The following is a 25,898-nucleotide window of genomic DNA, read 5'->3' on the forward strand; positions in this document are numbered from 1 at the left end:
TTCGTTTATCGTTATTCACCCATCAATAAATTTTCAGGAACACTATGCCCTGGTTACAGCTGAAATTCTCCACAACGCAAGCGCACGTCGATCCAATATCCGATTTTTTAATGGAGCTCGGTGCCCTCTCGCTGACTTATCAGGATGCACAAGACAACCCCATCCTTGAACCCTTACCTGGCGAAACGCCTTTATGGCAAGATTTAATCGTATCTGCTTTATTTGATGCGGAAATTAATACCGACAACCTATTAAATAATATTAAAGAAAGTCCGCTGGAGCAGCATCTGGAAAACCCCATTTTCGAACAACTGGAAGACAAAGACTGGGAACGCGCCTGGATGGATAACTTCCATCCTATGCAGTTTGGCGAGCGTTTATGGATTGTTCCGAGCTGGCACCAACCTCCGAGAGGGGATGCGGTAAACATTTTGCTCGATCCCGGCCTTGCCTTCGGTACAGGTACTCACCCCACCACCTCACTTTGCCTGGAGTGGATGGACACTGCGACCATCAGAAATAAAACCGTGCTCGATTACGGTTGTGGCAGCGGTATTTTAGCCGTTGCTGCTGCCAAACTGGGTGCAATGAGCGTCACCGCTATTGATATTGACCCTCAAGCCTTGATCGCAACACGCGATAATATGCAGCGTAATTCAGTGCCTACAGAGCGTATTAAAACGGGCATGCCCGAGTTAGCCGATGACCAAACTTACGATTTGGTGGTTGCCAATATTTTGGCCGGCCCACTGAAACAATTAGCGCCTTCCATTGCCGCAAAAGTTTCCAGCGGTGGCCAGTTAGTATTATCCGGGTTACTCAAAGCGCAAGCACAAGAAATTAGCCAATGTTACGAAAAATGGTTTAATATGAATCCTGCGGTTGCCAAAGAAGACTGGATCAGACTTGAAGGCACCAAGCGATAAGGGAACCTCTAATCCAAAGCCAGTTCGTTACTGTAAATAGGAATCTGGCTTTGTCTGCTAAACTGTAATTACGATAAAACAAGATATTAGAGCGACCCATTCAATCGGATCAAATAACAAAAAGAGCATTTAAAGGAATCCCTTAACCGATGCCGCAATCGATTTATACCCGCTGTCCGGAATGCGCAACGGTATTTCGAGTTACCGATCAGCATCTTAAGCTGGCTAAAGGCCGAGTACGCTGTGGTGCCTGTCTGAACATTTTTAAAGCCACAGAACACCTTGTTCGCCCTAAAAACTTTGAAACAGCAGAAACACCCACTTCGCAAGCCGACACCAGCATCACCCGCTCACAAGAAGTTTTAAATACGGAAACGGCGCCCAACTCAGAAGAGCAAACAATCCACGAATTTACCGACAACTTGATGAAAGCTCCGCCAGAAGCTGAACTGGAAATACATCTGAATAAAAAAGAAGACGAAAAAGTCAGTTTCCCGATCGATCAATTCGGAAACTCTGAAAGAACCGACTCACCGACTCCGCACGATTCCTTTGCCACAGAACAAGATCCGGAATTTACCTCAGGCATAACCAGTGAAACACCAGATGAAGAGCAAAACGCCATTACGTCAATGGGAGTTGATTTTGAGCCTACCACGGATGATATAAACCAGTTTACCGAAGGATTGGATGAAGAAGAATCGTCCATTACTGAAGCAGAAGATACATTATTCACCATTGACGATGCTTCAGAGACAATGGCTCCCGACTGGACTGATGAAGCCTCGGAATCGCAATCACCGGAGTTTTTAAAGCCTGAGAGTGAAATACCACCGACCGACAGTTTAAATGAAGAGCTCTTAGAAGAAGAGCTCCGTACATCGCAGAATGCAGATAACGAAGCATCTATTAACCAACTGAATGTAAATTTGCAAAGCGAACGTCTAGAGCCAGATCCGCTCGATGAGTTTGACGACATCGTCGAGCGCAAAAGTCATAAGTGGAAGTGGTTAGCCGCAAGCGGTTCCGTATTTATTGTGTTAGTTTGGAGTGGTCATTTCCTTTGGAGTGAGCGTCAGGTATTGGCCTGGGATAACAGTTGGGGTGGCTTGGTACAAAGCATGTGTACGCTTTTACCCTGTGACTTAAAACCTAGACGAGATCTTACCTCCATCGAATTACTTTCTCGCAACTCTCAACCCAGCGACGACAATCCTGATATCACTGAATTCAGTCTAATGATTCGCAACAATGCCGCCTTTGAGCAACCTTATCCTGTTGTCGAAATCCGCTTCACTGACTCGAACGGAAATCCGGTTGCCAGTGAGTTCCATACCCCTGAGGATTATTTGGCAAAAGAATTCCAAGGGACACAAATGCCCATCAATCAACCCATCAAGATCCTAATCCAGGCAAAACAGGCACACACCAATGCCTTTGGTTTTGAATTCAATTTTCAATAAATTTCAAAACAAGTCGCCCCACTTATAACAGAACAGACCAATAGAACTTACCGCTATAAGTTGTAAAAATTTATTACTTTGCGCAGTTCATTAAGCCTTTTGAGCACTATTTATTATCGGTACTTACCCTCATTTACCGTAATTTTACTCCTTTACTTTAGCTAACTGTTTGTTTTGCCGTTTTTCCTGAAAATCAAGCCCAAAACTGCAGATATTTTCGTTTCCAAAGCAGATTAAAAAGTGTATGATTTGGCGCTTTCTTAACCAGCTCTGGCAAGGGTAGTTGTTTGTCAATGAAAATAGGTCCGTACCAACTGGAAAATCAGTTAGTTCTGGCACCTATGGCTGGGGTTACTGATCGTCCTTTCCGTATGCTCTGCAAAGAACTCGGCGCAGGCTTAACGGTTTCGGAAATGATCGCTGCGAACCCTAAATTGCGCAATACCCGAAAAAGTCTGCTTCGTTCTGATCATTGTGGTGAAACCGGAATTCGTTCGGTACAGATTGCGGGTGCTGAACCTGCAATGATGGCTGAGTCAGCCATTTACAATGTCGAGCAAGGTGCCCAAGTGATCGATATTAACATGGGCTGTCCTGCTAAAAAGGTATGCAATAAAGCCGCTGGATCCGCATTAATGCGCGATCCAGTACTGGTAGAAAAGATTCTAAATGCTGTCACTAACGCGGTTAGCGTTCCGGTCACATTGAAAATTCGTACCGGATGGGACAGCGATAATAAAAATGGGCTAGCAATAGCTCAAATTGCAGAACAGGCAGGCATACAGTCGCTGGCCGTTCATGGCCGCACCCGTAGCTGTGGGTATAAAGGAGAGGCTGAATACGACACAATCCGATTAATCAAGCGGTTCGTGTCTATTCCCGTGATTGCCAATGGCGATATCACAAGCCCCGAAAAAGCCCATGACGTTTTAAGCTACACAGGTGCAGACGCCATTATGATCGGTCGCGCAGCTCAGGGTCGCCCTTGGATTTTCAGAGAAATTGATCACTATCTGAAAACCGGGCACAGGTTAGCGGAACCAGAAATAGACGAAGTAGAGGACATAATGCTAAGGCATATCAGTCACCTGCATTCGTTTTATGGGGAAGGTCAGGGAACACGCATCGCCCGAAAGCATGTTTCCTGGTATTTGAAGGAGCAGCCGGATAGTGATGAGTTTCGTCATACGTTTGTTCGTTTGGAACAAGCTGATGAACAGTTATCGGCTGCGAGGCAGTTCTTTCAACAACAAAAATTGAAACAGGCAAGAGTAGCATGAGCATTCTAGAAACAATGGAAACCGTAGCAACCACAGAATCCGTTAACGCGGCTCCAGTGAGCGCACAGCCGACGTTACGTGAAAGTGTTAACACAGCCATTAAAAACTATTTTGACTCTTTAGAAGGTCAACAGCCTTCTGAGTTATACGAAATGGTTTTGGCTGAAATCGAAGCGCCTTTGTTAGAGCGTGTTATGGAGTTCACTCGTGGTAATCAAACCAAAGCCGCGATCATTCTTGGTTTAAACCGTGGGACTTTACGCAAAAAGCTGAAGATTTACGGCTTAAACTAATCGCTTGTTACCGGTAAAGCACTCGCTTTGCCGGTTTTTCTCTTTTCTTGTAATCTTAATTCTTACCGATCCCGTTTGAGGCATTTTTCATAACCCTCATTAAACGACTAAGAGGCAATCCCATGCAAAGCTTACGGCCTGTTCGGCGCGCTTTAATCAGTGTTTCGGATAAAACTGGCGTTATTGAATTTGCTAAACAACTTTCCGATCTGAATATTGAAATTTTGTCCACCGGTGGCACTGCTAAGCTGTTAGCAGAAAATAGTATTCCGGTTTCTGAAGTTTCCTCCTATACAGGCTTCCCAGAAATGATGGATGGCCGTATAAAAACGCTCCACCCGAAAATTCATGGCGCTCTATTAGGTCGGCGTGGTACTGACGATGAAGTCATGGAACAACACGAAATTGTCGGTATCGATTTATTGGTCGTAAACCTCTATCCTTTCGAACAAACAGTTGCAAATGACGATTGTACTTTACCCTTAGCCATTGAAAACATTGATATTGGCGGACCAACGATGTTGCGAGCCGCTGCCAAAAACCACAACGATGTAACCGTTGTGGTCGACTGTAACGATTACGGTCGCATTGCCACTGCGTTAAAAAATGATCAGGGTACCGACTACGACCTTCGATTTGAATTAGCGACGAAAGCTTTTGCTCACACAGCAAAGTACGATGGAGCCATTGCTAATTATTTAACAGCACGCTTGGATGATAAAAATCAGCCGACTCAATTTCCAGAAACCCTGTCGCTGCAATTTAAAAAAGCACAAGACATGCGATATGGTGAAAATCCACATCAAAAAGCCGCTTTTTATATAGAAGATAATGCGACCGAAGCCAGTGTAGCCACCGCTAAGCAATTACAAGGTAAAGCGTTGTCCTTCAATAATGTAGCGGATACCGATGCAGCTCTCGAATGTGTAAAAAGCTTTCAATCGCCGGCCTGTGTGATTGTAAAACACGCCAACCCTTGTGGAGTTGCCAAAGGCAAAGATATTCTTGAAGCCTACAACAGGGCTTATCAAACCGATCCTACTTCGGCTTTTGGTGGCATTATTGCGTTTAATCGCGAGCTTGACTCAGCAACCGCACAAGCCATTATTGATCGGCAATTTGTCGAAGTGATTATCGCTCCAAAAATTTCCGACGCAGCCCAAAATATTGTATCAAGTAAAGCCAATGTCCGCTTATTGACTTGCGGGGAATGGGGAAATCCAGTTCCAGGATGGGATTTTAAACGCGTTAATGGCGGCCTTTTGGTACAAGATCGAGATCTCGGTACCATTGGCGTCAATGATTTAAAAATTGTATCTAAGCGTACACCTAGCGAACAAGAAATTCGTGATTTATTGTTCAGTTGGAAAGTTGCGAAATTCGTTAAGTCAAACGCCATTGTTTACGCAAAAAACGAACAGACAATCGGTGTAGGTGCAGGACAGATGAGTCGAGTGTACTCGGCTAAAATTGCAGGAATCAAAGCCGCCGATGAGAGCTTGGTGGTTAAAGGTTCAGTCATGGCTTCCGATGCTTTCTTCCCATTTCGAGATGGTATCGACTCGGCTGCCGAAGCGGGTATTACTGCAGTGATCCAGCCAGGTGGCTCAATGCGTGATGAAGAAGTGATTGCCGCTGTTGATGAACATGATATGGCGATGGTGTTTACTGGAATGCGTCACTTTAGGCATTAAACTCGTCATTTCAGTGTTACGCACTTTTTAGCCTATAATGGAAGCAAGGTGATGACGGTCATCACCTTGCTTCAAGCGTTAAAAATTCATTCGCATTTTTAATGCCCATATATCTTGATCCAGCTCCCCTTTCCACTCGCCAATAACCCCAAAATTTTGCACCAAAAAGTAAATAACCTGCACTCTTCCTCCGGTATCATCCTTAGATTCACCATCCCAAAACTTATAGTCTCTCATTTTAACGCTGCCATCGATTTCAAGCTGTGGCATGACTCGAAACCGAACGCCCAAATCGACACCTTTCGCTTTTGAAATGAGATGCTGGTACGTTTCATTTGGGTCCACATCATAGTCGACTACATCAAACCTGTTCCAATTTGCACTCAGATAGCTCGACAATCGAGTATTAAAGTCATATTTATACCCCACAGCGTATTCTTTAACGGTTTCATTGGTTGGCCGCGCTAAAGAATCTTCGCGCTTTGAGTAAGAAATTGCCGCAAAAACATTCTCTGTAAAAATAAACCCCAGATCTAGCGTATAACCATCCATATCGTACTCAGAACTCTCTTTATTTGGAAGGAATGAGTAACCAAAGTCAAAATAGCGGTAACTGACACCTTCCGGTTGCTTTGCAGATACCCAGTTAACCGACATTAAAAGTGCAATGCCTATAAGCTTTTTCATAAACTCCACCCTAAAAGTTTCTCTAATTCTCTAGTGTATTAAATTATCAGAATATTACCAATAACGCTTCTTGCTTGTACTCTAAACAACCGAATGACTGTTTCCTTCAGATAGAGCAAATTGTTGAGTATCAGTGGACAGAAAATGAAACCCTTTCACCCCCTAAACATTCACGTTAAAATTCAGACTATCTTTCAGTACTTAAAGAGATTCACTAATGAACGTTCTTATCATAGGCGGCGGTGGCCGCGAGCACGCTCTGGCCTGGAAGGCTGCACAATCGAAAAAAGTCAGCAAAGTTTACGTCGCACCAGGTAACGCAGGAACAGCCAACGAGCCGAAGTTGGAAAACGTTGCTATTGGAGTGGAAGACATTGATGCATTAGTGCGTTTTGCAAAAGACAAACAAGTTGAGCTTACAATTGTCGGTCCAGAAGCGCCATTAGTCATGGGCGTTGTCGATGCTTTTCAGCAAGCCGGGCTGAAAATTTTTGGACCAACCAAAGGCGCCGCTCAATTGGAAGGCTCTAAAGCGTTTACTAAAGACTTTCTTGCACGCCACAAAATACCAACGGCAGCTTACGGTAACTTTACCGAAATCGACGCTGCAAAAAATTACGTACGCGAGCAAGGCACTCCCATCGTCATCAAAGCGGATGGCTTGGCTGCAGGCAAAGGCGTGATTATCGCAGAGAACGAACAGCAAGCGTTTGATGCTATAGACGATATGCTGGCTGCAAATAAATTTGGTGATGCCGGGTCTCGAGTTGTAATAGAAGAATTTTTAACCGGCGAAGAAGCCAGCTTCATCGTAATGGTAGACGGTAAAAACGTATTACCTTTAGCGACATCACAAGATCATAAAGCACGCGACAATGATGATAAAGGACCGAACACCGGCGGCATGGGTGCCTACTCTCCTGCACCGGTAGTCACACAAGACATTCACGATCGTGCTATGCGTGAAGTCATTTGGCCGACGGTAAAAGGCATGGCTGCAGAAGGACATCCTTACACTGGGTTTCTATATGCGGGCTTAATGATCGATAAAAACGGAACACCGAAAGTATTGGAATACAACTGCCGCTTCGGCGATCCAGAAACACAGCCTATCATGAGTCGTATGCAATCCGATTTGGTCGATCTTTGCTTACAAGCCATCGACAAAAAACTCGACATAGCAAAATGCGACTGGGATCCACGCGCGGCACTGGGAGTGGTTCTTGCCGCTGGCGGTTATCCGAACGCTTACGCTAAAGGCAATGCCATTTCGGGCTTGAACGATGAAATTGCAGACACCAAAGTGTTCCATGCTGGCACAAAACTCGACGGTGACAAAGTTGTTACTGCCGGTGGTCGAGTGCTGTGTGTTGTCGGGCTAGGCAAAAATGTTACCGAAGCACAGCGTAAAGCATATCAGCGTGTTAACATAATACACTGGGATAATGTGTACTTTCGTACTGATATTGGTCACCGCGCTATCGCACGAGAAAACAGTTAAAAATAAAGGCCAGTGACTGGCCTTTTTTAATGATTCTCACGATGCCTCTTAAACGACTCCTATTATTTTTCATTTCCGCACTTATTCTTTTGAGTGCGCTCACTTATTGGTTCTCACCACAATGGATACCATGGCTCGTTACAAAATCGCTTCCTAAAAACGTTCACCTGAAACAATTAGAAATCAGCCGACCTGATCGCAACGGCGTTTTTATACAGCGCGTGATTTTGAATCATCAACAACCTGATCTGCAAATTGAACTCACCAACGTCCAACTCGAGATCGACTGGCTGGTACTCGCCCCCTCTCGAATCAATGTGCAAAATCTAATTATCCAGTTGCAACAATGGAATCCCGTTGATACCGATTCACAAACACCGTTCGCGCTTCCCAAACTACCAAATATAACTATCGAGAATATTTTATTCAGCTTACCAGACAAGGCGCCTGTGCCGTTGCAAATAAAAGGACAACTTACTGTTGAAAATAATCAGTGGCAATTGCCTCTCGCATTGGTGCAAAACACCTTACTGAATGGCGAACTAAACCTATTACTTAATCCAGAGGAAGTGTTTGCCAAGTTAAAGCTGAATATACCAGAGCTTGGTGAGGTAGTTCGCTCGCTTGAACCTTATATTCCCGATTTAAAACAGCTCGACACTCTACGAGGCCAACTTGACTCGGAAGCAAGCACCGAGATCGAATTCACATCGCACCCACCTCGACTAAAAAAGTTGCAGTTAAAGGCCACGGCGGATCAAATTTCATTTAATCATCCAGCACTACAACTCGATCAAGGCACCTTAAATTTTCAAAGTGTGTTTTCAGAAAATGCATTAAAAGTACAACAGCTGCAAGCCAAAGCGGCAGTGAATTTAAGCAAAGAGAAGTATCCAGTCAGTAAAAGGAAGTGGTTGCTCCATTACCGGCTCAATAAAATGAACGAATTAGACGACCAATGGCACATCGACAGTCAATTGTTCATCGATAAAAAACATCAACTAGAGGTCGCCAGCACCTTTGCAAAGTCATCGCCGAAAACATCACATCATGATTTTAAACTAGAGTTGTCTAAGTTAACCGAAAGTAATGGGCTGCCAATACCTAAACTGGAACTTGATCAGTTAACTTCAACAGGCTCAATCACGCTGCAATACGATAAAAACAACTCTCACATATCCAATATTGTTATTGAACCGATAACCATTCTAAACCTTCAATACCACAAAGACATTCAACTGAAAATACCAACACTTTCAGTGATATTAAATATAAAAAGTGAACCATTGAAAAATTTAACCTGGGAAAAAATTACCTTATCTACTCCACTTTTACAGTTAACTCAACCCTCTTATAAAAGCCAATGGGCAAGTAAAGTGACCGCACAATTCGAAAATACCAACAGTCAAATTAACTATTTAGCACAGCTTTCTATCCCCAATGACTATCAAAATAATATCGCTAATGGTTTATTAACAACCGACGCACAACTGAAAGGCCAAATGTCAAAATCATTCGACAGCGCACAAGGTATTTTTAAAGGAAAAGTGATCATCAACCGTATTAAACCATTACTCAAATCGCTACTACCTGACACGACAGTATTAAATAAACTCACGATTAATAACGGTCAACCATTGGTTATTGAATCCGATTTGCAGTTTCACCAGCAGCAACAATTTCAATTACACGGACAACTTAAGTCGATAGTGAATTCAATGACATTGGAAAAGATTAAAGCAGAACAAACAGAAGTTACTTTCAATTGGTCGGAAAAACAAGATTGGCATAAGTTTCATTTTTCCCTCAACAGCCAATTGGATTATGCGAAAGTCGACCGCCAGCAACACCAATTAACCAGCATTATAGAGATTAACGAAAAATTAATGCTTTCCGATTTAACGCTGAATTCACAGCTGCTTGGTGGTTCATTGCAATTAAAGACGGATCAGAAAAAGCAATTTTTCGATAATCTTGCCGGTGAAATAACTTTAAAGAATATTGATATGATGCGAGTCAATCAACTGATCAATAAACCCGAACTTTCACTTTCCGGCCGACTACAAGGTCGATTACCTTTTTATCGAAAAAGTGGGCAATTACACTTTTCGAAAGGTCAACTGACCTCTGGAAATGGGATCATTCAGTACTTACCCGAAGGAAAGAAAAAAACACTGACTAAGGAGAATATGGGTGACTTTGCCAATATCGCATTACAAAATTTTCATTATCAACTGATGGATGTCGAGCTGCGAAAAGGGGGACCTTGCGGTTTTGATATAGGAATACGGCTTGATGGTCGAAACCCCGATCTTGGTGACCGCGCCAATCAGCGATTTAATATCAACTACCAACCGGTATCTAATGTTAACCTCTATTATCTGATACTATTTGGAGAAGAATCGGTTCAACAGCTGCAAAGTAATCTGGACGATTCAGGCTGTATTCATTAAGTCAAACTATACTGAACTCATAATTTTGTCAGGAGATACCTCAATGGATAAACCAATGTTTCTGGTCGCAGGGCTCTCAATACTGCTCAGTGCCTGTAATCCAACCATTCGTGTTGAAGGAGGCGATAAACCTATGGAAATTAACCTCAATATCAAGCACGAAATTCTGGTTAAAGTACAAAAAGACGTAGAAGATATTCTCAGTGACGACGAATTATTTTAGGAGAGCACAATGAACATGAAAAGCATATTCCATCGATTTCTGCTGGTTATTTCAATCGTGTTTTGCGGCATGCAGCCGTTATGGGCGGCTGATCTCGACTCCGCCAAAGCGCAAGGTTTAATAGGTGAGCAACCTAATGGATATCTCGGTTTAGTAGTAAACTCTGCACCTTCGGATGTAAAAGCGCTGGTTGCCGATGTCAACGCCAAACGTAAAGCCAAATATCAAGAAGTGGCTCAGTCGCGCAATATCAGCTTACAAAAAGTTGAAGAAATTGCCGGACAAAAAGCAATCGAGAAAACGCAGTCCGGTCATTTTATTCAGGTGAATGGTCGCTGGGTAAAAAAATAAATTAACGTTTATCTTTGTAGCGTTATTTTAATCGAATTAGCCGGAGGGGCGCGTTAACACAAAAGAAGCGCGCTCAGACCATTCTTGATGTATTTTTAACAACGCTTCATGGCACTTCCAATTAAAATCTTCGTGTCGAAAATCCATATACTCTAATAAGCATATTAAGTTGATATGAAGTAGCGAAAAATCTTCCGGAAGGTTCGAAATTTCATTATTTAAATGCTCAAAGCCACGCAACAAACCATCTTCAAACCTTTGCCACCAAAAATCCGAACGTAGCCCTTCGCTTTCTCGCACTTTCTCCTGTCGATACGCCACGGCCAGATCGAGCAAACCGGAAACTTCGGAATACATCGTTCGACGTTTCCAATTGCTTTTTATCGGTTGCCACAAACGTTCTTGATTGTATTGATAATCTAGATATTGGCAAATCACTTCACTGTCAAAAATCGAAGTTTTATCATCCAATACCAAACAGGGTACTTTACCGAGAGGGTTCGCCGCTAAAAAATCGACTTCATTGTCAAAAGGGTGCGATGCTTTTTCAATAGCTCCGGCATCCAGTTCAACTTCACGCAGAGTCACCTGAGCAGTACGCGCATAAGGCGAAGCGGAGGAGTAAAACAGTTTCATACTTTTTACCTTATGTTGCTTAGTTTGCTGGAACGGTTCGACTGCTGGCCCAATCGCGCAGCGCTTGTAATTTTTCAGCCATCACCACGGATAAAGGGCGAGTACTATTGATTTCTTCAATCAGAATTCGGGTGGATAGGCGGCTGTCTTGGCCATAACTGTGATAAAGTCCGGAGACAATCGCTTGTTCAATTTCCGAGCCAGTAAAATCTTTCGAGGCTTTTGCCAGTTTATCCAAATCAAACTTTTTAATATCCTGTTTGCGCTTTTGCAGGTGAATGGCGAAAATCTGTTTTCGCGCGTTAATATCCGGCAAGTCGACAAAAAAGATTTCATCAAGACGACCTTTACGGATCAGTTCCGGAGGCAAACGAGAAATATCATTGGCTGTTGAAACCACGAACACTGGCTTTTGATTTTCCGCCATCCAAGTTAACAATGTGCCCAAAACGCGTTGTGATGTGCCACCATCGTTGTCCTGGCTGGAAATACCTTTTTCAATTTCATCGAACCATAACACACAAGGCGCCATCAATTCTGACATGGTAAGCGCTTCACGTAAATTGCGTTCGGTTTCTCCGTGGTATTTATTATACAAAGCGCCGAAGTCCAACCTTAGTAAAGGCACATTCCACATACCAGCAACCGCTTTTGCCGCCAAACTCTTTCCGCCACCTTGAACACCAACCAGCATCAGGCCTTTTGGTGGATCCAGCTCCAACTCTTCGCGCCGATGAAATACCACTTCACGTCGCTTTAACCAGCGCTTTAAGTTTTCCAATCCACCGACTTCAGCAAATTTTGAAGTTTCGTACTCAAAACTTAATACGCCTTCCATATTTAACAGTTCAAATTTGGCTTTATTGATGACCGGTAACTCATTTTCCGTTATAGCGCCATCGTCATTGATCACATTGCGAATCAATCGTTTCGCATCAGAAAGCGTTAATCCTCGTAGATTATTGATCAAACGCTCAAGCGTCTTGGAATCCGTTCGAACTTTTTTACCGTTGCGCACCGACCACTCTTTAGCTTCGCGTCGGATCAACTTTTCCAGTTGTTCTTTATCAGGTAATGCCATATCGAAACGTGATACAAACCGTTTAACTTCTTCAGGAATCGCCAGTTCGTGCGAAATTAACACCAGTGTATGTCCATGCTCATGTGATTTCAGTACCATTTCTTTTAACAAGCGAATAATTTGAGGGTCATCGTTGGTGTAAGGATGGAAGTCGCACAAAGCATAAATGGAGGGCCTATGAGCCGATAAGATATGCTTCAACATATCTTCCGGGTTATGCGTTTCGTTGACTGCATCAAACTCATCGTTCAAGTCGTATCGCTTTAAACCCTCTACAACATCCCATGTAAACATGGGCTTATTCAGCTCTTGAGCAATACCCGAAAGCAGCTTGAGCGCTCGATTTTCTTCGTGCGTTTCGATACTGATAATTGGGTTACGCGATTTGATCAGTAGCGCCAAGTCATGGCGATCATCTTTTCCACTCATTACAAGTCAGTTGCCTTTTACTTTATAAAATTGAGTTTAAATAAAAAGGTTAATTTCTCACACCAGAACGATGTTGTCCTCTGTCGGGTGAGTATATAATTTACCTTTGTTTATAGCCTAAGTACTCACTATGCGACAGCTCAGTTTTATCGACTCTTTAATTTGCACCGCCGATAACGCCTTGCGAACCCTTGCCGGTGGCTACCAAACGACAGACAGGCGGTCGCCAGCCAACGCTCACCAAGACATTAAACTTTCGGATGATGAGAAAAAGCATGTTGCTGGGTTGATGCGCATCAATCACTGTGGTGAAGTCTGCGCACAAGCTTTGTATCAAGGCCAATCGCTAACCGCGCGACTGCCGGAAGTTCGAAAAAAAATGGAGCTGGCAGCAATGGAAGAGAATGATCATCTCGACTGGTGCCATCAGCGCCTGCTTGAACTGGATGCCCACACCAGCTGGTTAAGTCCTTTTTGGTACTTAGGGTCTTTTTCATTGGGCGCTTTGGCCGGTGCCGTTGGCGATAAATGGAGCCTTGGTTTTGTCGCAGAAACCGAGCATCAAGTAGTCCAACACTTGGAAAGTCATTTGAAGCTGCTCCCTCCAGAGGATGAAAAGTCTCGTGCGATTTTGACGGAAATGAAAAAAGACGAGTTGCAACACGCAACTCATGCTCTTGAAGCCGGCGGTGTCGAACTGCCAGGTGTAGCTCGAAAAGCCATGAGTCTGATGTCAAAAGTGATGACGTCCACAGTCTACTATGTATAAGTGGTAAAGATTTCAATTTTTCAACCATTGCGTCATTGAGTGAAACCGTACGTTAAAACTTTGACGCCAACGCCCAATTAACAACCAACCTAAAGAGCTCAGCCCTGCAACAATCGACAAAATTTCCAAACTCCATTGTGGAAAAACCATAACGCCCAATACCAGCAGTATCACCACAGCCATAACCCACCTCCTATCGTTGCCTATCGCAACATCATCCGATGATCGGCTCAGGAAGTGGCGTTTTGCTCCATCATGTTCATCAACTCGATCAGTTGGCGAATGCGAGGAAGACGCTTTTTTACCACCTGAGGATCATAACCTTCACAATCTTGCGTCACAGCAAGGCGTAAAAATCCTTCTATTAACCGGAACACGCGGTCAGTTATCCGTCGTTCCAGTTGTTGCATGTCTTCGTTTCCGGGATCACCTTTCAACTTAAAGCGTTGAGCAACCAATTCGGCCATGGCTTCCGGGATCCACTCCAACCCAAGATGAAGCAGCTGCGAATATTGTTCATGATCCGCTTCGTAATCTCGGACTTTATCCACTAATGGTTGGATCAATCGCCTGAGTTCCATTTGCGATTCAGAAAATCCCCCCATGGCGTCTTCACGTCGACGCGCTTCATTAATTAATGCTCTCAGTTTTTCGCTCGGTGTATCGGCGCCTTCAATCTCAAAGGACGCCAAAAAGTCCGCATCATCGTGCGACACACGAACGCTAAGTGGTACCGTTCGGCCAGTCATTTTCAGACTCCGTATTCAATGCAAGCTTGCTTAAAAACAATTGTATTCATATGTATACAAACTGTCAACAAAAACAAGTCATAATATGTCAAAAAGTATTTTCTCTTTAAAATTCAATTCATAAGAGGTTGCTTTCGGTTAAAACCATCTCATCAATTGTTGTCAATAATTTCAAAACTGTGCGTTATCTCCACATTTCCCTTCAACATTAATGAGACTGAACAATATTTTTCCATCGACAAGTTACAAGCACGCTGAACCTGTTTGTCACTTAAGCGAGTTCCTGTCACTTTGTAGTGCGCATGTATTTTTGTGAAAATCCGTGGTACATCTTCGGCACGCTCAGCAGTCAACTCACATTCACAATTTGTGATTGACTGCCTTGCTTTTTGTAAAATCATAACTACATCGATAGAAGAGCAAGCGCCTACCGCTTGTAAAACCACTTCCATTGGTGAAGGGTGATCACCTTCACCACTGAGTAAAATGCTCTGACCACTTTCATTAGATGCTTTAAAATTCAAATTGTCTTGCCAAGTTACTGTTGCTTTCACAGACCTTTCCTCGTTGAAAATAAAATTAACAGAGTTTTTAACATTCAAAGATAAGCTGTTGAATTAATTAAATCTACACCTCGCTCGTTACTTTATGCTAAAGTTAAACAATTCGTGAAAAGCAAAAGTTCACTGTGGTAACAACTCAGGGCGAGCAAAATTATGTCACTACCTCGATTTATCGCTAAAGACGAAACTATGGAATGGTTTGTTTCTCATTGTCATCGACGTCGCTATCCTGCAAAAAGCACCATCATTTATCAGGGTGATAAGTCCGACTCGTTGTACTTTATTCTGGAAGGCTCCGTCAGTGTTGTGATTGAAGACAACGATGGGCGCGAATTAGTGCTGGCGTATTTAAATGCGGGGGATTTCTTTGGCGAAATGGGGCTGTTTGACGGCCAAGACATTCGTAGCGCATGGGTAAAAGCAAAAGTTGAAAGTGAAATTGCCGAAATTGGCTACAACAAATTTCAACAACTCATTCAGGAAAACCCAGAAATTTTGATGCGACTGTCAAGTCAAATGGCACTCCGATTGCGCAACACCAGCCGCAAGGTAGGTGACTTAGCCTTTATGGATGTCACGGGTCGTGTTGCACGAGCTTTGTTGGAGCTGTGCAAAGAGCCAGACGCCATGACGCATCCGGATGGTATGCAAATTAAAATTACCCGGCAGGAACTGGGCCGTATCGTTGGTTGCTCACGCGAAATGGTTGGCCGAGTATTAAAAGTACTCGAAGAACAGGATCACATATCAGTAAAAGGCAAAACCATGGTGATTTTTGGAGCGCGTTAGCCGATAACTAGCGCGCTTATCACCTCGCCCGTTTCCACTCTCATCAGCACACGTCTTATCCCCCCTTCTATAAACTGATAGTCATTTCGAGCCGTTGCATTTCACTTTGCATAATGCAGCACCGTTGATTCATTAATGGCTTAAATAAAAAGTGTAAACATAATACGACTGAGATTGATTTGCATTTAGCTGCGAGGTATAATTTTCGCACAATAATGAACAGGATCCCAAAATGAACACCATCAATAACAAATTATTGATCACATCGACTGCCGCTATGGCACTGTTTACCCTAAGTGCTTGCGACAGCTCATCGAATAATCCAAGCAACAGCGCGCCAACCGCCATCAGTCTGTCATCGACCTCTGTATTAGAAAACGTCGCCGGCGCAACGGTCGGAACTCTATCTGCTACCGACGCTAACTCAGGCGATACCTTCACTTTCACGACCAGCCATGACGACTTCGAAATTTCTGGCACCAACTTGAAACTGAAAGATGCGATCGCATTAAATTTTGAGAAAACTCCTAGCGTTAATGTTTCGGTAACCGTGACCGATAACGGCGGTTTAAGCTACACGCAAAACCTGATCGTTGAAGTATCTGACGTTCTGGATACCTACACCTTTGTTAATGCCGATGGAGAGTCAACCGTTTCTTATTCTGGCCAAATCACACGTCATGTGCTGATTGCTGAACTTAACCAGTACATTGGTAGTGAACTGCAAGCGGATTTGGATAGCGGTACTTTAACGAGTCGCCAAGCGGTTATAGACAAACTGAATTCATTCTATGAAATTACGGAATACGATTTAATTGCCGACACTTTTGTTGTGGACTTTATCGAAAACTCAGAGCAAACCAACTTACGTCAACTGTCTAACTCTCACAAGGATCTAGCTGGTAAAATTGCAGGTAATGATCCTGTCGGTCAACATAAAAGTTGGAACGATGGCGCATTCGAAGGTTGGGGCGCACCGGGTTCCACTACGCCCCATGATTTGGTCCAAACCTTTTTCGGCATGTTAGCGGATAACGCGCAAGACTATATCGATGGAAACATTCGCACCGATTTCAATGGAAATGAAATCAACCAAGTCTACTTAACCAGTGATGGACGCGACTTGAAGCAATTAATCCAAAAATTCCTGTTGGGTGCCATCGCCTTTTCACAAGGCACCGATGACTACTTCGATAATGACACGCAAGGAAAAGGACTCTTAACCTCTAACATTGCCGATGGAAGTGCTTACACCACACTTGAGCACCAATGGGATGAGGGCTACGGTTATTTCGGCGCGGCACGTGACTATCTGGAGTACTCCGATGACGAAATTTCAGGAAAAGGTGGACGTGATGATTACCGTTTAGGTCGTCACGACAGTGATGGTAATAGTCGTTACGATTTGCTGTCTGAAGTTAACTTGGGTAATTCCGTTAATGCTGCCAAACGCGATCGCGGAACCGCTTCATTAACCAGCCCAACCGACTACAGCACAGCAGCATTCAATGCGCTATTGGCCGGCCGAAAAATCATTAATGAAAATATCGGTACCGAACTTACAGCAGAGCAAATGACGGCACTGATTGCCGAACGTGACTCAGTGGTCGAGTACTGGGAAAAATCAATTTCAGCAACCGTTGTTCACTACATTAACGACACACTAGACGATCTGAACGCTCTAGGAACCGATGATTTCAACTACGCCGACTTGGCCAAGCACTGGTCCGAAATGAAAGGGTTTGCTTTGAATCTGCAATTCAGTCCGTTTTCACCCTTATCCGACGAAGACTATGCTCAGTTGCATACATTAATACAAGATGCTCCCGTAATTTCACCGGTAGAAGAATTAACACAGTATAAAGCCGATCTTTTGGCAGCGCGTGACTTGTTGCAACAGGCTTATGAGTTCGATAGCGAACATGTTGCAGCTTGGTAATAGCCTGTGGTTGTAAATTCGTTTACAACCCGCTATTGTCGACCTCGCAAAAAGGTTAAGTCGAATGACTTAGCCTTTTGTTGTTTCAACTCTCTGGTTTTTTAATAAAATAATCTTGGAACGCTAAAATGAAAACCCAGTTTCTCCTGCACCCTGTTTCACTATCGATTTCACTAATGTTATTGACCTCCGCCTGCAGTGACGGCATTAACAGTTCCGCCGGAGCGGGTTTCAATAATGGAAATGATAATGGAGGTAATACTGGCGAGTTTAACGAAGCGGCGCTATTGACTCACCTGACCAACAATGTACTGACACCAACCTTTACCAGCTTTGAATCGGTCGCCAATCAATTAGAACTTTCGGTTTCGCAATATTGTGAGTTGGAGAAAGCATATAATGCAGGCTCGGCCAGCGAGCAAGAGCGAGATCAGTCCTTAACATCAACTCGTGACGACTGGAAAACATCAATGGTCGCCTGGCAAAAAGTGGAAGTGATGCAACTAGGACCACTGTTAGAAAACCAAAGCAGCCTGCGCAATAAAATATATTCTTGGCCGGTAACCAGCAGTTGCGCAGTCGATCAAGACGTCGCTTATTTTAATGCTGGCGAAATCAATGGAGTACCATACGATATTAAAAATCGAGTCGTTTCTCGACGCGGCCTTGATGCCCTGGAATACTTGTTATTCAACACCAATTTAGCTCATTCTTGCTCCGCGCAAACCGCACCTCAAGGTTGGGATAATTTAACGGACAGCGAAAAGCGCGAACAACGCTGTGAGTTTGCTTACGAAGTTGCAAAAGATATTGCCGACAGTGCTCAAACACTTTTAGAAAGTTGGAGCGGTAGTCAAGGATACGCCCAGTCTCTGATCAACGCGGCCAACCAAGCCGGCAGTGACTTCGACAATTTGCACGACGCCGTAAATCGCGTTTCCGACGCCATGTTTTATATCGATAGCGTAACCAAAGATGCCAAACTCGGTATCCCACTCGGCCTATTCGATAACGATTGCCAGCAGAACATTTGTCCGGAGAACCTTGAATCCCAATTTGCCAATCACTCACTGGAAAATATTCACAGTAATTTGCTTAGCCTGAAAGCTCTATTTACCGGTGAAGTTACAGGGCAAAACGAAACATTAGGTTTCGATGACTTTCTGATTGAAGAAGGTGCAACAAGCACGGCTAACGACTTGCGAACCGCGATTGATGCTGCTATCGCGCAAGTTGAAGCTTACCAATCCAATTTACGCGACGCTATGGAAACGAATGTAGAACAAGTGCAAGACAGCCACCAGCGAGTGAAAGAAATAACCGATCAATTAAAAACCGACTTTATTACTCAACTCGCGTTAGACCTGCCAGCCAGTTCTGCCGGCGATAACGACTAATATTGTTCCTTAATTTTAGGAATATACGCTTTCAAAAAAAAGACACCTGAAATGATAATATCAAGAAACACTTACCCATTGACAGCACTGGCATTAACTCTTTTCATTTCCCAAAACAGTTTGGGTGAACAAGACAATTCTGAAAAAGAGAAAGCCAAAAAGAAGCAAGCCGACTACAGCGAACGCATGTTGATCATTGGCAAAAAAAATCGCGTCAATACCGATGCGGGCTCAGCAACCATTATCGATGAAACCCAATTGGAAAAATTTGAGTACGACGATATCCACCGCATATTGTCGCAAGTTCCGGGCGTTAATATTCGACAGGAAGATGGTTTTGGATTGCGCCCAAACATTGGCTTTCGCGGCGTAACTCCAGAGCGAAGTAAAAAAATCAATATTCTGGAAGACGGTGTATTAATTGGTCCCGCTCCTTACTCTGCACCTGCGGCTTATTATTTCCCGATGGTCAGTCGCGTAACTTCGGTCGAAGTGTTTAAAGGTCCAGCAGCAATACTTTACGGCCCCAATACCGTTGCGGGAACGCTTAATCTGCAAACCCGTCCTTTGTCCGGTTTTAATGAAGGCATGCTAGATATCGCCATTGGTGGAGATGGTTATCGCAAAGGACACGCTTATACGATGTTGCACTCAGGTAATTTAGGCGTTCTGTTAGAAGGACTAAATGTGCAAAGCGATGGCTTTAAACAGTTGGACTCAGGCACAGATACCGGTTTCGATAAAAACGATTTTATTGCCAAGTTTCAATACAACCTGGACACCCGTCATTTCACGCAACTGTTGGAACTCAAACTCAGTTATGCTGACGAAGTATCTGACGAGTCTTACTTAGGACTGACCGACGCTGATTTTGCCGCAACGCCTTACCGGCGTTACGCTGCCAGCCAACTCGATCGCATGGAATGGGAACACAGCCAAGTCCAACTCAATCATTTTCTGGCGGGCGATACTTTTGATCTCACGACTCGTTTATACCACAACGAATTTGACCGCGCCTGGCGTAAGCTTAACCGGTTTGGCGACATTTCCGCGCCAAGTCTTCAAGATGTATTGCAGGATCCAAACAACCTCGCATTCTCCGACTATTATCAAGTTTTGATCGGGGAAAAGGATAGCGATAACCGCCCCTCTCAATTGCTCGTTGGCATCAATGATCGTTCTTTCTATTCGGAAGGCGTACAGTCCGATCTTCGTTGGCAAACTCATACGCTAGGTTTCGATCACAATTTAAAAGTAGGCGTTCGCTATCATGAAGATCAGATTCAACGCCACCATACCGAAGACAGGTTTAATATGGTGTCCGGTCGTTTAACTACCAGTGGCAATCCAACCGACATTACTACCGCTAATTTGGAACGTGCCGAAACCTGGTCACTTTACTTTCAGGACACTATGAAACTGAATCAATGGGAATTCACTTTAGGATTGCGTGGAGAATGGATTGACGCTTTTTATCAAAGCCATCAACTCGGAGAAGAAGATAATTGGTTGCACAAAGAAACGCGTGTTTGGCTGCCAAGCGCAAGCGTGTTTTACGAGCTTGATCCTAGCTCTGGAATTTTTCTCGGCCTCCACCGTGGTTTTATCCCTACCAGTCCTAAACAAGCGCCAGAAATCGAAATAGAGGAAAGCATTAATCTAGAAGTCGGTTATCGCTATTATCAACAAAATACACAAATCGATTTGGTGGGATTTATTAGCGATTTTAAAAACCTCAAAGAAAGCTGTACCGCATCTGCTTCATCAGACTGCTACTCCGAAATCGATCAAGAGTACAGTGCTGGAGAGGTTAACGTGTGGGGTTTAGAGGCCAGCTTGAGTCACCGGCTGGAAGTCGCAAACGCGACCGATCTGCCTTTCTCAATCATTTACACCTACACCAGTGCTGAGTTTCAGGAAACCTTTAGTTCTGAATTTGACCTTTGGGGTAACTTAGCCGCAGGAGATCCGGTCCCTTACCTGCCGAAACAACAATTAACGTTAACAATCGGCTTAGAAAACGTAAACTGGCGCGCTAACTTGCTGGCACATTATACCGACACCATGCACGAAGCAGCAGGTACTGATGTTCCTCTTTCGGGCGTCACCACCGATTCATTATGGACCCTCGACTTTTCGGCCGCCTATGAATTGGGCGATTATGGAAGCGTCTATTTCAAAATTGATAACCTGTTAGACGAAACCAAAATCGTCAGTCGACGTCCTTACGGTGCACGACCGAATAAACCGCGACAACTTTTTGCCGGTTATAAATATTACTGGTAAATTGAAAGCTCGCTCTTGATGCAAAACTAATCATGCAAATACTGGAACCCATTACTGGCAGTTTATATGAACTTAGCCGCTATCTGTTCGATGCCAGCCAGCGCATTTATCTGATTTATTTGGCAGGTGCCTTGCTATTAGCGATTCCAGTATTTTTAGCACGCGCAAACTCAAAATCTGTCGCAGAATTTTTCAAATTTATGTTTCCCCGAAAAATTTGGCTGGCACCATCGGCACGACAGGATTACCTGCTTTTGGTGATCAATAAAATCATTAAGGGTGTTTTATGGGCCCCCCTATTACTCACCGTTGTGCCTATTGCCCTTTCAATAACCGACGTAATGCAATGGTTGTTTGGCCCAATAACTCCAGTGACTCACTCAAAGCCAATCGTTATTTTTTGTTTTACGGCTCTGCTTTTTTTACTCGATGATTTGTCACGCTTTTTGTTGCACTGGATGCTTCATAAAATTCCATTTTTATGGGAAATACACAAAGTACATCACTCTGCTAAAGTGCTTACACCAATCACCATTTACCGGTCTCACCCAATCGAAAATTATCTGTTCGCCTGTCGATTGGCATTAGCACAAGGGCTTGCTATAGGGATCGCTTTTTACCTGTTCGGTACGGCCTTATCCGTCATTGAGGTGGCAGGAGCAAATATTTTTGTGTTTGCTTTTAATGTGTTGGGTTCGAACTTGCGCCACTCGCATGTGTGGTTAAGTTGGGGAGAAAAGGTGGAACGTTGGTTTATCAGTCCGGCGCAACATCAAATTCATCACAGTGATAATCCCATTCATTTTGATCGCAATTTGGGATCCGCATTAGCGATTTGGGATCGCATGGCAGGCACTTTGATCATCGCAAAAAATTGCGGTCGCATTCGATTTGGTGTGGGTCGGAACTTTCGTGATCACGATTCTTTGGTGGGTATTTACTGGAAACCGATACAAGCTTCGGCGTTACGATTGGCATCCTTATTCAGCCGAAAGAAACGTGCAGACTGATGTAACTATCGATTAAGAAAATTGCTCAACAACTGATGCCCAAACTCGGTCAAAATCGATTCTGGATGAAACTGTACGCCTTCCAATGGTAAATGTTTGTGGCGTATTCCCATAATATATTCCAACGCGCCACTCGCCTGTTGAGTCCAGGCGGTTACTTCAAAGCAGTCCGGTAATGTATCGGCATCAATCACTAACGAATGGTAACGCGTGGCGGTAAAAGGGTTATCCAAGCCTTTAAATACACCCTGATTATGATGATAAATGGGTGAAGTTTTACCGTGCATCACTTGTTTGGCCCGCACTATTTTCGCACCAAAGTTTTGCGCAATGGCCTGATGGCCTAAACAAACACCTAATATTGGCAATCGCTCAGCAAATCGCTCAATCGCTGCCAGAGAAATGCCAGCTTCGCTCGGACTGCAAGGACCGGGCGAAATCACTATTTTTTCCAGTTGAAGGCGTTCAATATCGTCCAGAGTGATTGCATCGTTGCGCTCAACTCGAATATCCGCGCCAAGCTGCTGAAAATATTGCACCAAGTTAAAGGTAAAGGAATCGTAATTATCGATCATCAGGATCATGATGTTCCTGATCCCACTCGTTATACGTTTTTTTGTTGGGTGATTTTAGCACGCATTTGAGCAATGGTTGCTGAATAATCTTCGGTATTGAAAATCGCCGAGCCAGCAACAAAGCTGTCTGCACCTGCCGCATAAATTTCGCCGATGTTATCCACTTTAACACCGCCATCGATTTCGAGACGAATGTCATATCCACTTTGATCGATGATCTCTCGAACTTGTCGTAGCTTGTCCAACGTGGAAGGAATAAACGATTGACCACCAAAGCCCGGATTCACTGACATCAACAATATCATATCCAGTTTATCCAACACAAAGTCGAGATAATGCAACGACGTTGCCGGATTGAGCACTATCCCTGCTTTACAACCTTCGTTTTTGATCAATTGAATGGTTCGATCAATATGCTCCGACGCTTCTGGATGAAAGGTAATGTAAGTCGCACCCGCTTGAGCAAAGTCGGGAATGATGCGATCAACCGGTTTCACCATTAAATGCACATCAATGGGCGCTGTGATGCCGTAATCACGCAATGCTTTGCACACCATAGGGCCAATGGTTAAATTCGGCACGTAATGATTATCCATCACGTCAAAGTGTACCCAGTCAGCACCCGCCGCCAGCACGTTATTAACTTCGTCACCGAGTCGGGCAAAGTCAGCGGATAAAATGGAAGGAGCGATAACAGGAGATTGTTGCATGGTTCTACTCGCGCTGAGAAATTATAGACAGGCCAACCGATAAAGTCAGTCTTTTCCGAATGGCTCGATAAAAGATGGTATATTCTACTTGAACAAGAATCCTCAATAAACACCACTCATGGCACGATTGATCCCGCTCCTACTCTTTTTTTTGCTAAATGACTCTTTGGAAGCCGCCGTAGTGATACCGGAACAGCGCTGGAACAACGGTTCTACTCTCAATGTGTGGTTTTTAGATGGTCAGCCAAGCTGGCAACAATTGGTGCGTTCTTCGGCAACACAGTGGAGTAAATACGGCAATATCCACTTTCGCTTTTTTCAGAATCAACCACCAGAAGGGACCCACATACGAATCAGCTTTAACGGTTACGATGGCTCAACGCAAGGCGCTCATCAAGATTTGCAATCAACCAGCCCAACCATGCGACTCGCCAGCATTGGTCGAGAAGATTTGGCCATCGAATACAAACGCCGCATCGTTCTCCATGAGTTCGGCCATGCATTAGGATTCGAACACGAATACCGCCATCCTGACTGGCCTTACGGTGAAGAGTGGTCCAAATACCAAGTAAAAAAGTGTCAACAAACACTTTCTGAACTCTATCAACCTAAGGCGCTTTCCGAACATTGCACCAATATAAACAAGGTATTCGCTCGAAAGAATGACAGTATCTTTCCTTTCGATGAATATTCCATTATGAATTACCCGGTGAAAGCTCAGTGGCTGGAACATCGCTCGCGAGATATCGCAGTCAGTTATCAACTTTCAGCATTGGATAAAATTGCGATGGCAACCAGTTATCCGTTTCAAACAAACCGTACTGAAGGGTATGTGGTTGAATTTATCAATCAATGTCATGAGCCCGTTAATATTCGCTGGCGTGGACAGGTCCAATCACTACAGCCGCAGCCGTTTACCGAACACTTATCATTTCTACAATATTCTGGTCGGTTTTTGCTGGAATCGCCCTATTTTCATTTTCAAGCCACCAGTCGAAGTGGCCAATTTCGTTGGAAAAATGAATACGGCTCGTCAGAATATTTACGCATTGGGTTAAAACAATGGCATAACCAATTGATTCAAATACCGTTATACTGTGACTAAACGCACTTTTGTTGAGTAGAGTTATTGACCCAATCGATTAACTTCACTACAAAAGAAGCTCAACATTTGCCGAGTATCGTCGAGCGCCACTTTCGGCATCATTAATAAACACTCAGCAACAAGGGCATTGGCCTGCTGATGCACCAGCAATAGGATAAACACCTATGAATATCTGGACGGACATTTGCGTCAACTTGACCAACAGTCGATTCGAAAAAGATCGCGAATCCGTTATCGAGCGCGCTCTCGATGCTGGAGTAAAACGAATGATTGTTACCGGAACTGACCTAAAGCATTCTAAACAAGCGGTGAAGCTCTGTGAGCAATATCCTATGCATTTACGCTGTACCGTTGGCTGTCACCCCCACGATGCTAAAACCATGAACGATGAAAAGTGGCAGCAGTTAGAAGAATTGTACGCTTCGCCTTTTGCTGTTGCAGTGGGTGAGTGTGGCCTCGATTTTGATCGTAATTATTCCGACCCCACCCAACAAATTGAAGTATTTACTCAACAGCTCGATTTGGCCGTGAAATATGAGTTACCGGTTTATCTTCATGAACGAGCAGCACACCATGAAATGATCAGCATTCTGCACCAATATCGTAACAAGCTGACCAAAATACTTCTGCATTGTTTCACCGGTGATGAATTTCAATTACAAGATTATCTGGAACTCGATATGTATATTGGAATCACCGGATGGCTGTGTGACGAACGTCGAAACCAATCGTTGTTGGATGCGGTTCCTATGATTCCGAATGATCGATTAATGATCGAAACAGACGCTCCTTATTTGTTGCCACGTACTCTTAGCAAAAAAAGAAAATCAAACCGAAACGAACCCGCTTTTATTCAGGAAGTTGGAAAAGCATTAGCCAATGTTCGAGAAACCGAAGAAGAAATTATCGCGGCAATCACCACATTGAACAGTGCTACTTTTTTCGAGTGGCCAGTGGATTTGAGCGCCATTGAAGCTAGGCATTAAATA

The 25,898-nt window shown here is 43.9% G+C and carries 26 protein-coding genes; 17 read left to right on the top strand and 9 right to left on the bottom strand.

All coding sequences use genetic code 11. The annotated features are described in order from the left end of the window. The first annotated feature begins 44 nt into the window (after positions 1-44). The 5 genes from prmA to purH all read left to right on the top strand — a co-directional run bounded on the left by prmA (position 45) and on the right by purH (position 5,656). Positions 45-926, top strand: coding sequence for a 50S ribosomal protein L11 methyltransferase (gene prmA / locus ACTUJY_RS02225; RefSeq protein WP_463614407.1), 882 nt, complete (start codon positions 45-47; stop codon positions 924-926). A gap of 149 nt (positions 927-1,075) precedes the next feature. Continuing rightward, positions 1,076-2,389 carry a zinc-ribbon and DUF3426 domain-containing protein gene (locus tag ACTUJY_RS02230; RefSeq protein WP_463614408.1) on the top strand — a complete coding sequence of 438 codons (1,314 nt, stop codon included), beginning with the start codon at positions 1,076-1,078 and terminating at the stop codon, positions 2,387-2,389. 293 nt (positions 2,390-2,682) lie between these two features. Next, positions 2,683-3,669 (top strand): tRNA dihydrouridine synthase DusB, encoded by a 987-nt coding sequence (dusB, locus tag ACTUJY_RS02235; RefSeq protein ID WP_463614409.1) that lies wholly within the window; start codon positions 2,683-2,685, stop codon positions 3,667-3,669. Then, positions 3,666-3,962: a DNA-binding transcriptional regulator Fis gene (fis, locus tag ACTUJY_RS02240; RefSeq protein WP_463614410.1), complete on the top strand. Its 297-nt coding sequence runs from the start codon at positions 3,666-3,668 to the stop codon at positions 3,960-3,962. The genes dusB and fis overlap by 4 nt, the downstream gene beginning before the upstream one ends. A gap of 122 nt (positions 3,963-4,084) precedes the next feature. Continuing rightward, positions 4,085-5,656: a bifunctional phosphoribosylaminoimidazolecarboxamide formyltransferase/IMP cyclohydrolase gene (gene purH / locus ACTUJY_RS02245; protein ID WP_463614411.1), complete on the top strand. Its 1,572-nt coding sequence runs from the start codon at positions 4,085-4,087 to the stop codon at positions 5,654-5,656. 78 nt (positions 5,657-5,734) lie between these two features. Here the strand turns inward: purH and ACTUJY_RS02250 are convergent, their stop codons facing one another. Continuing rightward, the gene (locus tag ACTUJY_RS02250) at positions 5,735-6,343 is read right to left on the bottom strand and encodes an outer membrane beta-barrel protein (protein WP_463614412.1); all 609 of its coding nucleotides are present in this window, start codon (positions 6,341-6,343) and stop codon (positions 5,735-5,737) included. A gap of 217 nt (positions 6,344-6,560) precedes the next feature. Between ACTUJY_RS02250 and purD the strand changes: the two genes are divergently transcribed. From purD to ACTUJY_RS02270, 4 genes are read left to right on the top strand one after another with little or no spacing between them, the layout of a single operon-like run. Continuing rightward, positions 6,561-7,844, top strand: a complete 1,284-nt coding sequence (gene purD, locus ACTUJY_RS02255) for a phosphoribosylamine--glycine ligase (protein ID WP_463614413.1) — start codon at positions 6,561-6,563, stop codon at positions 7,842-7,844. Between the two features lie 41 nt (positions 7,845-7,885). Continuing rightward, positions 7,886-10,297: an intermembrane phospholipid transport protein YdbH family protein gene (locus tag ACTUJY_RS02260; protein WP_463614414.1), complete on the top strand. Its 2,412-nt coding sequence runs from the start codon at positions 7,886-7,888 to the stop codon at positions 10,295-10,297. A gap of 43 nt (positions 10,298-10,340) precedes the next feature. Beyond that, positions 10,341-10,520: a YnbE family lipoprotein gene (locus ACTUJY_RS02265; protein ID WP_463614415.1), complete on the top strand. Its 180-nt coding sequence runs from the start codon at positions 10,341-10,343 to the stop codon at positions 10,518-10,520. A 9-nt stretch (positions 10,521-10,529) separates the two neighbouring features. Further along, positions 10,530-10,871: a YdbL family probable chaperone protein gene (locus ACTUJY_RS02270; RefSeq protein WP_463614416.1), complete on the top strand. Its 342-nt coding sequence runs from the start codon at positions 10,530-10,532 to the stop codon at positions 10,869-10,871. 36 nt (positions 10,872-10,907) lie between these two features. Here the strand turns inward: ACTUJY_RS02270 and ACTUJY_RS02275 are convergent, their stop codons facing one another. Next, entirely contained in the window at positions 10,908-11,507 is a 600-nt protein-coding gene (locus ACTUJY_RS02275) for a glutathione S-transferase family protein (protein WP_463614417.1), read from the bottom strand. Between the two features lie 19 nt (positions 11,508-11,526). Continuing rightward, positions 11,527-13,017: an AAA family ATPase gene (locus tag ACTUJY_RS02280; protein ID WP_463614418.1), complete on the bottom strand. Its 1,491-nt coding sequence runs from the start codon at positions 13,015-13,017 to the stop codon at positions 11,527-11,529. 130 nt (positions 13,018-13,147) lie between these two features. Here ACTUJY_RS02280 and coq7 point away from each other — a divergent pair, with 130 nt between their 5' ends. After that, positions 13,148-13,786, top strand: coding sequence for a 2-polyprenyl-3-methyl-6-methoxy-1,4-benzoquinone monooxygenase (coq7, locus tag ACTUJY_RS02285; RefSeq protein WP_463614419.1), 639 nt, complete (start codon positions 13,148-13,150; stop codon positions 13,784-13,786). Positions 13,787-13,798: 12 nt separating this feature from the next. Here coq7 and ACTUJY_RS02290 read toward each other — a convergent pair whose 3' ends face one another. The 3 genes from ACTUJY_RS02290 to ACTUJY_RS02300 all read right to left on the bottom strand — a co-directional run bounded on the left by ACTUJY_RS02290 (position 13,799) and on the right by ACTUJY_RS02300 (position 15,089). Then, complete coding sequence (locus ACTUJY_RS02290; protein ID WP_463614420.1) at positions 13,799-13,969, bottom strand: hypothetical protein; 171 nt, start codon at positions 13,967-13,969, stop codon at positions 13,799-13,801. Positions 13,970-14,016: 47 nt separating this feature from the next. After that, positions 14,017-14,535, bottom strand: a complete 519-nt coding sequence (locus ACTUJY_RS02295) for a hypothetical protein (protein WP_463614421.1) — start codon at positions 14,533-14,535, stop codon at positions 14,017-14,019. Between the two features lie 152 nt (positions 14,536-14,687). Further along, a complete protein-coding gene (locus ACTUJY_RS02300; RefSeq protein ID WP_463614422.1) occupies positions 14,688-15,089 on the bottom strand; it encodes an OsmC family protein in 402 nt (133 codons plus the stop codon). A gap of 162 nt (positions 15,090-15,251) precedes the next feature. Between ACTUJY_RS02300 and crp the strand changes: the two genes are divergently transcribed. The 5 genes from crp (at position 15,252) to ACTUJY_RS02325 (ending at position 22,519) form a co-directional block, all read left to right on the top strand. Next, positions 15,252-15,887 carry a cAMP-activated global transcriptional regulator CRP gene (gene crp / locus ACTUJY_RS02305; RefSeq protein WP_463614423.1) on the top strand — a complete coding sequence of 212 codons (636 nt, stop codon included), beginning with the start codon at positions 15,252-15,254 and terminating at the stop codon, positions 15,885-15,887. 232 nt (positions 15,888-16,119) lie between these two features. Beyond that, positions 16,120-17,826, top strand: coding sequence for a DUF4856 domain-containing protein (locus ACTUJY_RS02310; protein WP_463614424.1), 1,707 nt, complete (start codon positions 16,120-16,122; stop codon positions 17,824-17,826). 128 nt (positions 17,827-17,954) lie between these two features. Next, a complete protein-coding gene (locus tag ACTUJY_RS02315; RefSeq protein WP_463614425.1) occupies positions 17,955-19,223 on the top strand; it encodes an imelysin family protein in 1,269 nt (422 codons plus the stop codon). Positions 19,224-19,274: 51 nt separating this feature from the next. Further along, positions 19,275-21,509, top strand: coding sequence for a TonB-dependent receptor family protein (locus tag ACTUJY_RS02320; RefSeq protein WP_463614426.1), 2,235 nt, complete (start codon positions 19,275-19,277; stop codon positions 21,507-21,509). Between the two features lie 32 nt (positions 21,510-21,541). Continuing rightward, positions 21,542-22,519 carry a sterol desaturase family protein gene (locus ACTUJY_RS02325; protein WP_463614427.1) on the top strand — a complete coding sequence of 326 codons (978 nt, stop codon included), beginning with the start codon at positions 21,542-21,544 and terminating at the stop codon, positions 22,517-22,519. A 5-nt stretch (positions 22,520-22,524) separates the two neighbouring features. Here the strand turns inward: ACTUJY_RS02325 and ACTUJY_RS02330 are convergent, their stop codons facing one another. Next, on the bottom strand, positions 22,525-23,103 hold the full coding sequence (locus ACTUJY_RS02330) for an anthranilate synthase component II (RefSeq protein ID WP_463614428.1): 579 nt from the start codon (positions 23,101-23,103) through the stop codon (positions 22,525-22,527). A 20-nt stretch (positions 23,104-23,123) separates the two neighbouring features. Continuing rightward, entirely contained in the window at positions 23,124-23,804 is a 681-nt protein-coding gene (rpe, locus tag ACTUJY_RS02335; protein ID WP_463614429.1) for a ribulose-phosphate 3-epimerase, read from the bottom strand. Positions 23,805-23,922: 118 nt separating this feature from the next. Between rpe and ACTUJY_RS02340 the strand changes: the two genes are divergently transcribed. Further along, positions 23,923-24,909, top strand: a complete 987-nt coding sequence (locus ACTUJY_RS02340) for a zinc metalloprotease (RefSeq protein ID WP_463614430.1) — start codon at positions 23,923-23,925, stop codon at positions 24,907-24,909. Between the two features lie 21 nt (positions 24,910-24,930). On the opposite strand, the gene ACTUJY_RS02345 is transcribed toward ACTUJY_RS02340, so the two are convergent. After that, positions 24,931-25,071 carry a hypothetical protein gene (locus tag ACTUJY_RS02345; RefSeq protein ID WP_463614431.1) on the bottom strand — a complete coding sequence of 47 codons (141 nt, stop codon included), beginning with the start codon at positions 25,069-25,071 and terminating at the stop codon, positions 24,931-24,933. Positions 25,072-25,073: 2 nt separating this feature from the next. Between ACTUJY_RS02345 and ACTUJY_RS02350 the strand changes: the two genes are divergently transcribed. Then, on the top strand, positions 25,074-25,895 hold the full coding sequence (locus ACTUJY_RS02350; protein ID WP_463614432.1) for a TatD family hydrolase: 822 nt from the start codon (positions 25,074-25,076) through the stop codon (positions 25,893-25,895). Positions 25,896-25,898: the final 3 nt, after the last annotated feature.

It is taken from the genome of Pleionea sp. WD8-19 (assembly GCF_055326765.1).